At 45.1% G+C, this 14,481-nt stretch carries 16 protein-coding genes; 6 read left to right on the top strand and 10 right to left on the bottom strand.

Annotated elements, in window-relative coordinates; genetic code table 11:
- The 6 genes from JC525_RS04025 (at position 1) to galE (ending at position 5,757) form a co-directional block, all read left to right on the top strand.
- A complete protein-coding gene (locus JC525_RS04025; RefSeq protein WP_198814632.1) occupies positions 1-780 on the top strand; it encodes an ABC transporter permease in 780 nt (259 codons plus the stop codon).
- Positions 777-1,451, top strand: coding sequence for an ABC transporter ATP-binding protein (locus tag JC525_RS04020; protein WP_198814631.1), 675 nt, complete (start codon positions 777-779; stop codon positions 1,449-1,451). Before JC525_RS04025 ends, JC525_RS04020 begins: the two co-directional genes overlap by 4 nt.
- A gap of 12 nt (positions 1,452-1,463) precedes the next feature.
- Positions 1,464-2,582, top strand: a complete 1,119-nt coding sequence (locus JC525_RS04015; RefSeq protein WP_198814630.1) for a capsule biosynthesis protein — start codon at positions 1,464-1,466, stop codon at positions 2,580-2,582.
- Positions 2,583-2,799: 217 nt separating this feature from the next.
- The gene (locus tag JC525_RS04010; RefSeq protein ID WP_198814629.1) at positions 2,800-4,320 is read left to right on the top strand and encodes a peptide MFS transporter; all 1,521 of its coding nucleotides are present in this window, start codon (positions 2,800-2,802) and stop codon (positions 4,318-4,320) included.
- A gap of 115 nt (positions 4,321-4,435) precedes the next feature.
- Positions 4,436-4,738, top strand: a complete 303-nt coding sequence (locus JC525_RS04005) for a DUF6170 family protein (RefSeq protein ID WP_159118530.1) — start codon at positions 4,436-4,438, stop codon at positions 4,736-4,738.
- Positions 4,735-5,757: a UDP-glucose 4-epimerase GalE gene (gene galE, locus JC525_RS04000; protein WP_198814628.1), complete on the top strand. Its 1,023-nt coding sequence runs from the start codon at positions 4,735-4,737 to the stop codon at positions 5,755-5,757. The genes JC525_RS04005 and galE overlap by 4 nt, the downstream gene beginning before the upstream one ends.
- Before the next feature lie 163 nt (positions 5,758-5,920).
- Here the strand turns inward: galE and JC525_RS03995 are convergent, their stop codons facing one another.
- The 10 genes from JC525_RS03995 to ccmA form a co-directional block, all read right to left on the bottom strand.
- Positions 5,921-6,877, bottom strand: a complete 957-nt coding sequence (locus JC525_RS03995; RefSeq protein WP_198814627.1) for an MlaA family lipoprotein — start codon at positions 6,875-6,877, stop codon at positions 5,921-5,923.
- Positions 6,878-6,879: 2 nt separating this feature from the next.
- Positions 6,880-8,163, bottom strand: coding sequence for a c-type cytochrome biogenesis protein CcmI (gene ccmI / locus JC525_RS03990; protein ID WP_198814626.1), 1,284 nt, complete (start codon positions 8,161-8,163; stop codon positions 6,880-6,882).
- Positions 8,160-8,582: a cytochrome c-type biogenesis protein gene (locus JC525_RS03985; protein ID WP_233094969.1), complete on the bottom strand. Its 423-nt coding sequence runs from the start codon at positions 8,580-8,582 to the stop codon at positions 8,160-8,162. The genes ccmI and JC525_RS03985 overlap by 4 nt, the downstream gene beginning before the upstream one ends.
- A gap of 131 nt (positions 8,583-8,713) precedes the next feature.
- Positions 8,714-9,370, bottom strand: coding sequence for a redoxin family protein (locus tag JC525_RS03980; protein ID WP_198814625.1), 657 nt, complete (start codon positions 9,368-9,370; stop codon positions 8,714-8,716).
- Entirely contained in the window at positions 9,370-11,436 is a 2,067-nt protein-coding gene (locus JC525_RS03975) for a heme lyase CcmF/NrfE family subunit (protein ID WP_198814624.1), read from the bottom strand. Before JC525_RS03975 ends, JC525_RS03980 begins: the two co-directional genes overlap by 1 nt.
- 2 nt (positions 11,437-11,438) lie before the next feature.
- A complete protein-coding gene (ccmE, locus tag JC525_RS03970; protein ID WP_198814623.1) occupies positions 11,439-11,933 on the bottom strand; it encodes a cytochrome c maturation protein CcmE in 495 nt (164 codons plus the stop codon).
- Between the two features lie 74 nt (positions 11,934-12,007).
- Positions 12,008-12,217, bottom strand: a complete 210-nt coding sequence (gene ccmD / locus JC525_RS03965) for a heme exporter protein CcmD (protein ID WP_198814622.1) — start codon at positions 12,215-12,217, stop codon at positions 12,008-12,010.
- A gap of 1 nt (position 12,218) precedes the next feature.
- Positions 12,219-13,010 carry a heme ABC transporter permease gene (locus JC525_RS03960; RefSeq protein ID WP_198814621.1) on the bottom strand — a complete coding sequence of 264 codons (792 nt, stop codon included), beginning with the start codon at positions 13,008-13,010 and terminating at the stop codon, positions 12,219-12,221.
- Positions 13,010-13,675 carry a heme exporter protein CcmB gene (gene ccmB / locus JC525_RS03955; protein ID WP_198814620.1) on the bottom strand — a complete coding sequence of 222 codons (666 nt, stop codon included), beginning with the start codon at positions 13,673-13,675 and terminating at the stop codon, positions 13,010-13,012. Before ccmB ends, JC525_RS03960 begins: the two co-directional genes overlap by 1 nt.
- Positions 13,675-14,298: a cytochrome c biogenesis heme-transporting ATPase CcmA gene (ccmA, locus tag JC525_RS03950; RefSeq protein WP_198814619.1), complete on the bottom strand. Its 624-nt coding sequence runs from the start codon at positions 14,296-14,298 to the stop codon at positions 13,675-13,677. Before ccmA ends, ccmB begins: the two co-directional genes overlap by 1 nt.
- Positions 14,299-14,481 lie beyond the last annotated feature (183 nt).

Raw genomic sequence — 14,481 nt, 5'->3', positions numbered from 1 at the left:
ATGGTAACGTTTAAAGACCAGCTTTACGCATGGCGAGGCGTGATTTTCGCGCTTTTCCTGCGTGAGCTTCAAAGCAAATTTAACGATAAGTTTGGGCTGGGATGGGCATTCCTGGAGCCGTTTGCCTTTATATTTGCATTATCGTATTTACGAGGGCTAATAAGTGGCGATGACATTCACTCTATCCCTCTCTTTTTGTTTATGATGATTGGAATGGTGGGTCTACAATCCCTTACTACGTGTTTACAATCTGTATCAACCTCTGTCCGTCGGAATAAACCTCTTTACGCATTTAGGCAAGTACAGCCTATTTCAGCAATACTCACCGCCGGCTTTCTAGAGTTTTCCGTTAAAGTGGTAGTTGTGGCTTTGCTAAGCCTCGCACTTTATTTAATGGGCGAAACATTTACCGTCAATGACCCACTTTTATTGATATGTCTGTTCCTTCTTTTGTGGGTATTTTCCATATCCATCGGGATGATTTTTGCCATTGCCGCCGCTTTTGTTCCGGAAGTAGATAAAATTAAATCAATGTTGACCCGCCCGTTGATGTTTATCTCATGCGTATTTTTTAGCCTACAAGATTTGCCCGAAGAGTACTGGCCATATTTGACGTGGAACCCTTTGGTACACTTTAACGAACTTGCTCGATATGCTTGTTTTGAATCTTATGGCACTAAAGGGGTGTCGCTAAATTTTGTTATTGAAATAACTATCGCATTCCTATTCTTAAGCCTATCGATGTACCACATCACCTGGAAGAAGGTGTTATCTCGATGATAAAAATAGAGAATTTAACCAAGAGTTACCCCAGTAAAATGGGACCTCAATACATATTCAAAAACCTGAATTTTGATTTTCCTACCGAAAATAATGTTGCTATTTTAGGTAAGAATGGCGCGGGTAAATCAACACTTTTTCGAATGCTGGCTAAAAGTGAATACCCGGATAGAGGGCGTGTTTTGACAAATAAGGCGATGTCTTGGCCCGTTGCGCTTCAAACTGGCGTGCATCCTCAAATGACCGGACGTGAAAACACGCGTTTTGTTGGACGAATTAACAACGTTAGTTCCCTTCCTGATTATGAAGAGAAAGTACAAGAGTTCGCTGAACTGGGAAAGCGCTTTGATCTTCCGGTTCGTACTTACTCTTCAGGCATGAGGGCGAAATTAGTCTTTGCGTGCTGCATGAATATCAATTTTGATATTTACCTTATTGATGAAGCGACATCGGTTGGCGACCCACTATTTAGAAAAAAGGCACGTTTATCACTTAAAGAAAAAAGTGAGGAAGCGGGCGTAATCATGGTAAGCCATGAGCTTGATCAAATCCGGGAATTTTGTACATCCGCTGTCATCATTGACGACGGCAAACTCACTTATTATCACGATCTCGAAGAAGGCATCGACGTTTATACGCAGGATGCAGACAATAAGAAATCACTTAAATAGGTTCAAAACACAGTGGAAAAATCTCTTACACAGCTCAATGCCCTTCTCAGCAAGCACAAAACACTTATCCTCGTTTTACCTTGGGTTCTGTATGCCTTGTACCTCGTTGTTTGGGCAGCGCCTCAATATGAAAGTAAAAGTCAGTTAATAGTAAAATCCAGCGATGGCGGGAGCAGTTTCGACCCATCATCTCTTCTCATGGCCGCGGGCGTTTCAGGTGGCTCAGGTGGAACTGAAAGTCAGCTAGTTGAGGCCTACATTCAATCCGCAGATATGATCAAGTATCTTGATGAAACGATAGGACTTCGCGAGCACTATATGTCTGATAAAGCAGATATGTTTAGCGGCCTTTCTTCTTCGCATAAACAGGAAGATTTTTACAAGTTTTATCTTGACCATATTGAAGTGAGCGTAGACTCCGCGTCGTCTGTAATTAGCTTGCGTACACGGGCATTCGACGCTGAATATGCAAAAATAATTAACCAAGCCATTGTGGATAAGGCAGAAGAGTTCATTAACAACATCAACAATGACTTGGCTAAATCGAAACTCACTTTTGCTAAAGGTGAACACGAAATTGTTGAGCAAAAGCTACAGCAGGCCAAAACAGAAATTTTAAGCTTCCAATCCAAGTACAATGTACTTGACCCTTCAGCCGAAGGCGCAGCTTTCCAGCAAATCGCATTTTCCCTTCAGGCAACGCTTGCACAAAAGAAGGCTGAGCTAAGTACAATGTCGACCATGATGTCTGATGCCGCACCAGAAATTATCAATATAAAGCGAGACATAGCGGCACTTCAAAGGGAAGTCGAGAAGCAGAAAGAGCGTATTAGTACGGCTGAAGGTGAAAGTGAGGCTTTATCTGTTAGCGAGCTCATGGCACGATACAGCAATCTTCAGGTTCAGCTACAGCTCGCAATTCAAGCGTACTCTTCATCGCTTATTACACTGGAAAACGCGCGCGTCGAGGCATACCAAAAGCTCCAACATTTGGTAACCGTAGAATCGCCTACCCTTCCAGATGACAACGCTTATCCGACGGTTATTTACAACCTCGTATTATTCGGTGTATCGCTATTGCTTATTTACGGCATCATACGCATTGTCGTTGCCACTATCCGTGAGCTTTAGTGCTCCCACCTGTCTAGCAAACCAATAGTTCAATCGACTAAGTCGTTCAATACTTAGTCGATTGACACTGCTTTAGTGAAGTTTGTCGCCCAAATCTTGTGTCTTTAAGCAAGCTCTAGTATAAGAAGCTATCCGCCTTACGGACTATAATCAAAGAGCCTATCCTATAAGTGCTCTACAATAACAACCATAAGCAATATGGAATTAAAATATAATTATGAAACCATCTAACGATACTAGCTTTTTCGGCCATCCAGGGGGCCTAAGAACGCTATTCTTTACAGAAATGTGGGAGCGCATGAGTTACTACGGTATGCGCGCGCTACTTGTTCTTTTCATGACAGCGAGCCTACAAACCCAAGGCTTGGGTTTTACTGTTGCAACTGCTGGCGCTATCTACGGTCTATACACAGGTGCGGTGTACTTTTTAGGCCTACCGGGTGGTTGGTTAGCTGACCGCTTAATTGGTGGTAAAAGCGCCGTGTGGTATGGCGGTATTATCATCTTCGCAGGCCACGTTGTACTTGCTATAGACTTACAAAACCTATTTTTTGTTGGCCTTATCCTTGTTGCTTCAGGTACAGGCTTGCTTAAACCCAACATCTCGGCGATGGTTGGTCAGCAATATGGCGATGACGATGGCCGTCGTGACAGTGGATACGCGCTCTACTACATGGGTATTAATATAGGTTCACTCATCGCATACCTTGTCACTGGTTACTTACAAGAGAACTGGGGATGGCACTACGCGTTTGGTGCTGCTGCTATTGGTATGGCTATTGGCTTAATTCAATATTACTTTAGTAATCGTTCGCTATCGGCTGACTCTGTCGCACCAGCAAACCCATATCAAGGTGCGGCTAAGCAGCGCGCTTGGATGGGCGTATGGGCCGTTGTCGCGCTTGCAGTTGTTGTAATTGTGCTTGCGCACATGGGCACCATTGTTATCGAGCCTGTCGCTCTTGCTCAACAAGTTGCCGTTGTATTTACCGTTATTTTCTTCGCTTACTTTGGTTTTATTTATTTCAAAGGTCAGTTGAGCGACAACGAGAAAAAGCGCATGTGGGCGCTATTTTTAGTGTGCGTTGCATCAGCCTGTTTCTGGTCTGGTTTCGAGCAAGCAGGTTCCTCATTGAACCTATTCGCACAGAACTATACAGACCGCGTACTTGAAAGCGGCTCGCTAATTACATCCCTATTCGGTATGGACGCAATTCCAACCGTCTGGTTCCAACTATCGAACTCGCTATTTATTATCATCTTGTCGCCTTTCTTCGCGGCACTTTGGATTAACCTTGCTAAGCGAATGATTGACCCGTCTTACACCATTAAGTGTGCAGTAGGTATCGTAATTATGGCGTCGGGTTTCTTAGTGATGTTTATGGCGTCACAATACGCTGCCCAGGGGCTTAAAGTGGCACCTATGTGGCTAGTTACTACTTACTTCTTACATACGGTTGGTGAGCTTTGTTTAAGCCCAGTCGCACTAAGCGCTGTAAGTAAACTGTCGCCCAAGCGTTTTGCAGGCCAAATGATGGGGGTATTCGTACTGACTTACTCTATCGGTAACATTATTGCTGGTCTGTTGTCAGGTAACTTCGACCCTGAAAACGTAGAGCAAATGCCAGATCTGTATCTTCAAATTGCCCTATTTAGCATTGCCATTGCTATCGTGATTGGCTTAATGAGCTTTAAATCTCGTTTCTGGGAAAAAGCAGGTATTGAAGAAAAAGCGTAATTCGTTGCTCGCATGTTTTAAGTGCTGAACAATTACCCTACAATAACCGCCGCAACGTAACGTTCCGGCGGTTTTTTTATTTAAGGTTTTCGTATTAAAGGCTGTGAGTAAACCTATGAAGTTTTATTTTTCTACTAGAAACATTCCTGCCTTACAGGGTCTTCCACTTGCAGAGCGCGTAAAGTTGCTCGACCAGGCGGCAAAACGACTCTCTGTTCCAGAAAAAACGCTGCTCAATGTTCTTAAATTACTCGTTATTGTTCCTGTGTTTGTGCTAATTCTACAAACCGCATCAAATTGGACATCGTTACTTTGGGCTTTTGTGGTATTTTTAGTTTACCCATTGGTTATAAAACCTATTCAATATTCCATATGCGCAAAGTACATCGCGCAACCGTCTAGCAAGGAGAATGCATGAAAACCATCTTAGTTACTGGTGGTGCGGGCTATATAGGTAGCCACACGGTTTTACAGTTACTTGAACAAAATTACGGCGTAGTCGTGCTGGATAACTTAGCTAATTCAAGTGCTGAATCGCTTCGTCGCGTAGAAACGTTAACAGGCAAGTCAGTTACTTTTGTTCAAGGTGATATCCGCGACACCGCTGTGCTTGATGATATTTTCAGCGAACATAACATTTTTGCCGTCATTCATTTTGCAGGGTTAAAAGCCGTAGGCGAATCTGTGCAAAAGCCTCTTTCCTACTATGAAAACAACGTGTACGGCACGCTGACACTGTGCAAAGCCATGCAGAAGCATAATGTAAAGAACATTGTGTTTAGCTCGTCCGCTACGGTTTACGGCGACCCAGCATCACTACCGCTACGTGAAGACATGGCAACAGGGCAACCAACTAACCCTTACGGTATGTCTAAGCTGATGGTAGAGCATATGCTCAGCGATCTTTATGTGTCGGATAGCGACTGGAACATTGTATTGCTTCGCTATTTTAACCCGGTGGGTGCACATGAGTCTGGCCAAATCGGCGAAGATCCTAATGGCATTCCAAACAACTTGATGCCGTATATCTCTCAGGTAGCTACCGGTAAGCTAGAGCAACTGAGCGTATTTGGTGATGACTACGATACCGTTGATGGTACAGGTGTACGCGATTATATCCACGTTGTAGACCTTGCCAACGGTCACTTAAAAGCGCTCGATCGCTTAAACCTTAACATGGGTTTAGATAAATACAACCTAGGTACAGGCCAAGGCTATTCTGTAATCGAAATGATTAAGGCTTTTGAAAAAGGCTCGGGTAAAACCGTACCTTATAAGATTGCACCGCGCAGAAGTGGCGACGTTGCGGCCTGTTATGCTGACCCGACTAAAGCTGCTACAGAACTCAACTGGCATGCTGAAAAAGGTTTAGAGGACATGTGTGCAGATACTTGGAACTGGCAGTCTCAAAACCCGATGGGCTATCCAAAGGATTAATTAACCAGTACACAGGTTGTGCCACTAGGCATATTTCACATGCTATAAATAAAAATGCCATGCGAACAAGCATGGCATTTTTGTATTGGGTGTTGCAGATAATAAGCTCACGGAGCCCTAAATAATGAGTACTTTTAGGCTACCTGCTCTATCAGAGGAGTGTTTATTTACCGTCTTTCCCTTCGCGGTCCTTTCCTAGTCGCTTAGATTTCTCACTTTCTTCGCCCAACTTTCCTTTTAGTTCAGTGGTTTCGTCAGTCGTATCCTCTGTAGCTTCTTGATTCAACTCTTCCGCCGGTTCTTCATAGCCGTCAAACTCACTGCCTTCTAACATAGCCTCAAAGTCAGCAAAGTCATCGAGTTGATCATCATCTATCGCTTTATCACCGCTTTTTCCATCGGTAACGCGAAATTCCAAGTTTTCAAAATAAGCATTCTTTACAAAAGCATAATCATCTACAGACTGCTCTAGCTGCGCTTCTTGGTCTAATAGCTGCGCTCTCGCTTCAAGAAGAGAAAAACCAATACGAGCTAAGTTAACAGAACCTTCAAGCAGAGACATTGGAAACGCAAAACCGTCCACATAATCACCGGTAAAACTGCGAGGATCACTGGGGCCTAAAAATGGAAGCATTAAGAAAGGCCCTGTATCTAAGCCCCATACTGCTAACGTTTCACCAAACTGCTCACGTTTACGCTCTATCCCAATTTTCGATGCGACATCGAAAGTGCCAACTAGGCCCACTGTAGTGTTAATCAGGAAGCGGGCTAGGCTGTCTAGGCCATCATCCACTTTACCTTGAAAAATATTATTCAAAAAATTAGCAGGCTCTTGCAGGTTATCTGTGATGTTCACTAACCCTGTACGTGCAGGCTGAGGCATAACCGTCACATAAGTAACTGTTATAGGGCGTAAAATATACGCATCTAATACATCCCAGTTAAAATCCCAAATTTCACGGTTGACAGGTTCAAACGGGTCGCGTGGGTCGGACGTATCTACTACCGCAGCATTAGCACCCGCCCCTTCAGCTTGCTCTTGAGTATGGTTGCTCGCACAACCACCTAGAAAACTTGCGGCTACAATCAACCCGATAACGAGTGACTTAGACAACTCCATACTTATAATTCCTTATCAATAATAATACGTAGTGAAGAGAGTTCGTTGGCGGTCACACTTGCATTCACACTACCCTGCCACTCTCCTTGTGAAACGGCCACATTACCGTCTTCAGAGAGCCTTGCTGTCACTACCACATCAGACAGTGTTGCAAGTGTAAACTGTGGCATCATGGCATTCTCTGTTGTTAATGTTACGGAAATGGGAAAGTCATTTATAGGCAACTTAACCACTGCAGCCGGCATTCTATTATCCGAGTTAGCGTCTTGAGCGAAAACAACCAAAAAGCCGTCTTTGGGGGCATATTCGCTGGCTTCTTCAGATAAGTTAACAGTAACCTCAAAGCCAGTATCTCCCCCACTGTTTTTATTTTCGCCACTGGTAGCCTGTGGCTGCTCAGTATTTTGTAACGCAGCCATCTCACTTGTATTACCTTCCAATTCTTGAATACGGGCAACTAAGCGCTGCGCCATATCGCTATCTGCAGGTAACTTACCTTCGACCTGCTGATAAAAACGCCGGGTATTATCAAGGTCACCAAGTTGAGCAGACACCACTGCCATCATGAGGGCAAGGTTATCATTCTGAGGATTATCGCTAAGCAAGCTCAATAAAATCGACTGTGCTCGCTCCAAGTTGTTGACATCTCCGGTAGTCATCAACGCTTGAGCGAGGGTAATACGATTAGCAGAATTAGAAGGCGCTAAATTAACCGCTCTATCAATCGCTTCAATCGCCTGTACTTCTTGGCCTATGCTCAGCATTAACCTGCCAAAATACATCCAGCCTGTGTCGTCTGAGGGCTCTTCGCGCAGTCGCTGACGTATCGCAAGTGCAAGGCTTGCAATATCTTGCTGGGTTAAATTGTTAGCGTTGCCGCTCGCCAACTGCTGGCTCAGCTCTGGTAATGTTTCAATAGCCTTGTTCGCTCTAACCACGCCTTCCATTTGATTGACCTGCGAATACACAATCACGCCACAAACGATGGCCAGTATGCCACCTATCGCAAGAGGGAGGGCTGCATTGCCCGTCTTGTGTGATTGAAACGCGCTTTCATCTACCAAGGCCAATTTAAGTTCGTCAACTGCTTGGCGCTTATCATGCTCACTGATAAGCCCTTCAGTGACTTCCCTGTCTAATTCTGCTAAACGCTGCTTAACAATTTGGGTATTGCTTAAACTGTCTTGTTTTGCATGGTTTTTGTTGCGTAACCAAGGAAAAGCAATAATTAGAAGAACAAGCGTGATTAAGCCTGAAACAATAATATAAAACTCAGACCAACTCATTCTTTCTCTCGCTCCAACATTTCATCTGCTTTGGCTAGCTTCGCGGCCATATCCACTGGTGGCGCAATCGATTTGCGTCTAACCACCACAATTAGGGCAATAAAAATAAATAATACCGGGCCTGCCCAAAGCCACAGCGTAGCTGCCGTGACAGGCGGTTGGTAATGCACAAAGTCGCCATAGCGAGATTTCATAAAATCAATGACTTCTTGTTCAGATTTGCCCTGTTTCAATAGCGCGTAGACTTTTCGACGCATATCGTGCGCTATCATGGCATCGCTATCAGCAATATTCTGGTTCTGACACATAGGGCAGCGTAGCTCAGCAGTAAGCGTTAAAAAGCTCTCACGCTGTGCGGGTGTATCGAATGAAAACTTATCTTCAGCCGCGTTAACCGTAAAGACACTCAATACAAACATGAACACCAAAATGTTTAGCACAGTGGATTTCAAGATGGCATTGTTGATAGTTCGGCTCTTCTTACTCTCAATTGCAACATTGGCGTTGACCGGCACGTAACTGTAATGCATCACATTTTTCGCTAGCATTATTACTCGCCCTCCTGCGCATTCATGTTATTGCTCATCACAGCCTCAACATCTACTTCTTTTTGTTCACCCTCATTACCAGACGCTTCTGCCACCAGCTTTTTATAAAGCGGCCCCACTTTCGAGTTCCAAACCCGTTCGTTAATATCACCTACATGATGCATACGAATGATGCCATCAGCGTCTATAACAAAATGCTCAGGCGCACCGGTCACCCCCAGATCCAGCGACGTATCGCGGTACACATCGAAAATATTGTACGCGTACGGGTTGCCATAGCGACTGAGCATTTCTGTCACTTCTTGCTGAACCCGGCTTAGTGTTTTTGTGCCGAAGTCTGGGTCTAAGTCCTGGTCGAAATACAAACCCACAATGTGAACATCTTGCTCATTTTTAAGCTGAGTAAGATAAGGCATCTCAACGGCGCATGTGACACACCATACTCCCCAAACATTCAATATGGTTACCTTTCCTTTTAAATCATCAGGGGTATAGGTAACATCTGGCTGCATTAAATCTGGTAGTGAAAATGCTGGCAGAGTTTTATCCTGCACCTGAGAATCTAACTCTCGTGGGTCTGAAAAAAGCCCTTTGAATAGAAAGATTACCAGCAAAGAAAACAGCACTAATGGAATGGCAACAAGTGGTGCTTTTTTCATTATGCGTTTCCTTTCACTGAACTATTAGATACACCGCCTGTAAGTGATGCTTGACCATTAGCTGACGATACTTTTACGTCATCTTTACCGCCAAATACTCGTTTTATCTTTTTCACTTTCGCCATGCGGTAACGCTTGTCGCTAATGGAAAAGATGCCGCCTATGGCCATGGCTACTGCCCCTGCCCAAAGCCAAACAACAAATGGCTTAATATAAATACGAATAGCCCAGGCGCCATTATCTAAAGGTTCACCCATCGCAATAAACAGGTCTCTAGCTGGGTTGGAGTGAATGGCCGCTTCTGTCATTGGCATACGCTGTACGATATATAAACGCTTTTCAGGCTCTAGGTGCGCAACCAATTCTCCGTTTTTATAAACGTCGAAAACGCCTTTATCCGCTTCAAAGTTGGGACCTTGCACCTTGCGCACATCTCTAAAACTGAAGTCATATCCGCCAAGGGAAACCGTATCGCCGATGTCCATACGAATATCTCTTTCCATTTCATAGTTCGAGACAAGCGTAATTCCGATAATGCAGATAGCAAAGCCCACATGGCCTAGCACCATGCCCCAATGGCTTGGGGTCAGCTTACGCAGTTTCGCCATAACCGATGCATTTTCGGTGCTACCTGATGGCATCGCCGATACACGCTGCATCACTTCTTGTACCGTCGTGACCAATATCCAAAACACCAACACCATGCCCAGCATACCCATATAGGTGGGTTCATCGTAGGCAAAGTTCACCAGCACACCTGCGCTTAGCGCAATACCGCCTGCGACTAATAGTTGTTTTTGCAGTTCACTGGCTTTCTGCTGTTTCCAACGCGTAAGCGGACCAAGCCCTAACATCAATACAAACGGCACTATCAATAACGTAAACATTTGATTGAAGAAAGGTGCACCCACTGAAATACTACCCAAGCCGAGCTCTTTGTGAACAAGGGGCAGCAAAGTACCCAGCAGGACAACGAGGGTAGCGGCACATAAAAAGACATTATTGCCCATTAATAGCACTTCGCGAGAAAACGCTTGATAGCGACCAGGGCTTTTAAGCGATGACGCACGCAGAGCGTAAAGTAACAATCCAAAGCCACTAAGCACAATGAGTATGCCCAAAATGAAAAGGCCACGGGTTGGATCGCTTGCGAATGAATGAACCGACACAATTACGCCAGAGCGCACTAAAAAAGTACCCAATAAACTTAGACTAAATGCAGCAATAGCCAGAAGTACCGTCCACGACTTAAACGCTTTTCGTTTTTCAGTTACCGCTAAGGAATGCATGAGAGCCGTTCCAACTAGCCAAGGCATAAACGATGCGTTTTCTACTGGATCCCAGAACCACCAGCCGCCCCAACCGAGTTCGTAGTATGCCCACCAGCTGCCAAGCGCAATACCTACCGTTAGAAACGCCCAAGCAGAAATAACCCAAGGTCGAGACCAGCGTGCCCATGTCGAGTCTAGTTGCCCTGAAATCAACGCTGATATAGCAAAAGCAAAGGCTACTGCGAACCCCACATAACCCATATAAAGCATTGGCGGATGAATGATCATGCCAAAATCTTGTAGCAATGGATTGAGATCTCGCCCGTCGACTGGGAAAAATGGCAACATGCTGTCGAAGGGGTTCGAGGTGAGGAGCATGAAAAGATAGAACCCAATACCCACCATGCCGAGCACAGACAGTACCCTTGCAACCATAGCAAGTGGAATACCCTTGCTGAATATCGCCACTGCTACTGTCCAAATTGAAAGCATCAGTACCCATAGCAGAAAAGAGCCCTCGTGGCCGCCCCATACCGCTGTGATTTTATAATAGATGGGAAGCCGACTATTTGAGTGCTGTGCCACATAAGCCACGCTAAAGTCGTCAGTAACAAAAGCGTAGGTTAAGCAAACATAAGCAATAAGCGTGAATAGAAACAGCCCAATTGCCAATGGCTTTGCGGTTGCCATCAGCGTTTCATGCTGACGATGCGCACCCCACAGGGGATAAACCGCCAATAAAATAGACAAAACTAACGCAAGGGTTAGCGCAATATTTCCAATTTCAGGGACCATGATTATTTGCCCCCAGCGCTATTTGGCGTCTCGTAGCTTGGCATATTTTCAGGCTTCACGTGCTTAATGCCCTTCATCTTCTCAGCGAGCTCTGGGGGCATGTACTCTTCGTCATGCTTCGCCAGCACTTCCTGCGCTTTAATCGCGCCTGCGTCTGTGAGTACGCCAGTGGCCACAATACCCTGCCCCTCCCGAAACAAATCAGGAAGAATGCCATTGTAGGTTACCGTTACTTTTGGGCCTGTATCGATAAGATCAAAACTCACCGCCAAGCTTTCTTGATCCCGTTTTACACTACCAGGTACCACCATGCCGCCTATGCGAAGGCGCTGACCCACTTGCGGCTTTTGGCCATTTTTGCCTTCAATGATTTCACTAGGCGTATAGAAAAGGTCAATACTGTCGTTTAGGGCGTAAAGCATCAGTCCAATTGCGCTTACTATTAAAAAACCGATAATTCCCACTACGGCTAGTCGCTGCTTTCGTCTCGGGTTCATGCAACTCTCACTTCGAAAAAACTAATAAACGATAAAAACGCAAGTTAAGGCTATGTACACTTACCACGTCAATACTATGTACTGGCTTGCTGTTGTTTTCGCGCTTTTTTTATACGCGCTTTGCGCTCTTGCTCCACTACAACCTGCTTTAAGAGGTGGCGGTGCTTAATAAAACTCTGAATAGCAATAATGCCCATGGCCACAAAAGTAACGCCAAACGACAGCCATACGTAAAACCCATAGCCACCCATATTGATAAAAGCGGCAAACGATTCAAACTGCATACTAATTGCCCTCCGTCATATTTTGGTTGGCTGCTCTTCTTTGCTGTGTATTGGCTAGCTGCTCCTTAGCAAGAGTTTGAACCCAAGGCCTATGCATTTCCCGTAATACTATTTCATTGCGTAGACGCACTGTGGTCACCGCACCAATAAACAAAGCAAAACCTAAAAGGTTAATTAACAGCGGCCACAGCATCTCTGGCGCAATTGACGGGTTGTCGAATTTACTGATGGTGGCCCCTTGATGCAAAGTGTTCCACCATTCTACCGAATAATGAATAATAGGGATGTTTACCACACCTACAAGTGCCATCACGCCTGCCGCTTTACCTGCTTGCTGCTTGTCTTCAAATGCGCCATAAAGGGCAATAACCCCCATATACAAAAACAATAAAATAAGCTCCGAGGTAAGACGTGCATCCCACACCCACCACGCGCCCCACATGGGCTTCCCCCAAGCTGCACCGGTAAAGAGCGCTATAAATGTCATTACTGCGCCAATTGGGGCCATGGCAATCATACTCATATAGGCTGTGCGCCACTGCCACACCATACCTACTAAGGCTGCTATTGCCATAGCAACATAGGTCCCCATCGACAAGATAGCGCTAGGCACATGAATATAGATGATTCGAAATGAATCTCCTTGTTGATAATCTTGAGGCGCGAATGCGAGCCCCCATACGGTGCCTATGCTCAAACAAAGTAATGCACCAGCCCAAAACCAAGGCTGTAATGTTAAACAAAGCTGATATGCTCGCTCTGTTTTAGCGTAAGGGTGTAACCACTTCCACATTAGTTTTGACTCACTTTTAAAGAATACGCTATGGCAAACGGCGCTAACGCTGTGGCCAGTAAAAGCATGGCGGCGATAATAGCAAGTTGCGCGTGATAAGGTAATTGCAGTGCGGCAGAATCCACAGCCGACGTGGCAAATATCAGTAACGGAATAAAGACGGGGATAAGTAGCAATGCCAACAGTACTCCGCCTTTTTGTAATCCTACGGTTAGCCCTACCGCAATGGCACCAATTAAAGAAAGTAATGGCGTGCCCAGCAACAAAGTCAATACAAGCGCGATATACATATCGACCGTTAAATTTAAAAACACGGCTAGCAGCGGCGACAACAGCAACAGAGGAACAAAACTAACCAGCCAATGAGCAGCAACTTTTACCGCGCTCACAGCGGGTAATGCCATACCCGAAAGTATGTATTGCTCGAGTGAACCATCCTGAAAGTCATCGCGAAAGAGCCTTTCCATCGCCATTAAAGAAGACAAAATCGCAGCAATCCAAATCACCCCAGGCCCAATACGCTGAAGGGTGTCGGGAGACGGGCTTACGCCTAGAGGAAACAAGGTCACCACCATGAGTAAAAACATCAGTGGCTGCACCAATTCCGCTTTTTGCTTAAACGCAATTTGCATGTCACGTTTAAATATTCCGTGATAGAGCGACATCAGAACCGGTACTCCAAATCAAATACACAGTGTTTACCGGCAGTTTCAGATAATGGCTGATGAGAAGTAGTAACAATGAGACCGCCCTTGGCAACATGATCTTTCATACTTGATTCAAGCATGTGGACCCCTTTTACATCTAGCGCGGTAAAAGGCTCATCGAGTATCCAAACCTTGGCAGGCTTTAACCACAATCGTGAAAGCGCTACGCGACGCTGTTGCCCTGCAGATAGATATCGAACAGGTATGTCTTCAAGCCCAACTAGACCTACTTTCTCCAACACGTCATAAAGCACATTAACGTCCACAGACACCTTGTGCTGGGCCAACCAAAAAGACAAATTATCCAAAGCAGAAAGGCTACCGTTAGTGCCGCTTTTGTGACCAAGATAAAAAAGGTCTCGGTAGTAGCCTGATTTATCTACTGATATGTCTCTTCCGTTGTGTAAAACTGTTCCTGCATCGGGTGCACTCAGACCAGTGAGAATGCGAAGTAAGCTGGTTTTTCCTGCACCATTAGGACCGCGCAAATACAGCAACTCACCAGTATTTACCACTAGTGAAAGCCCTTCAAAAAGGGTTCTGTCTCGTTTGCTGCACGTTAATCCGCACGCCTCTAACACTGCCTAGGCACTCCAACTTAAAAAAAAGGTTCTGAAAAATGGCGCTAGTCTACCACATGAACGCTTTTTCGCAGTCGCGAATTCCGATTAAATATGATTTACTTCAACGACAAAGGCGTTTTTCCTGAAGCAATTCTCACTTGAGGATGAATTCTTTCGCTGTACATATTTACGCGCTTTTTT

Source organism: Alteromonas sp. IB21, assembly GCF_016405965.1.
Lineage (GTDB): Bacteria > Pseudomonadota > Gammaproteobacteria > Enterobacterales > Alteromonadaceae > Alteromonas.
Note: the sequence above shows the minus strand (reverse complement) of the source record. Positions and strands in the feature narration are given on the sequence as shown.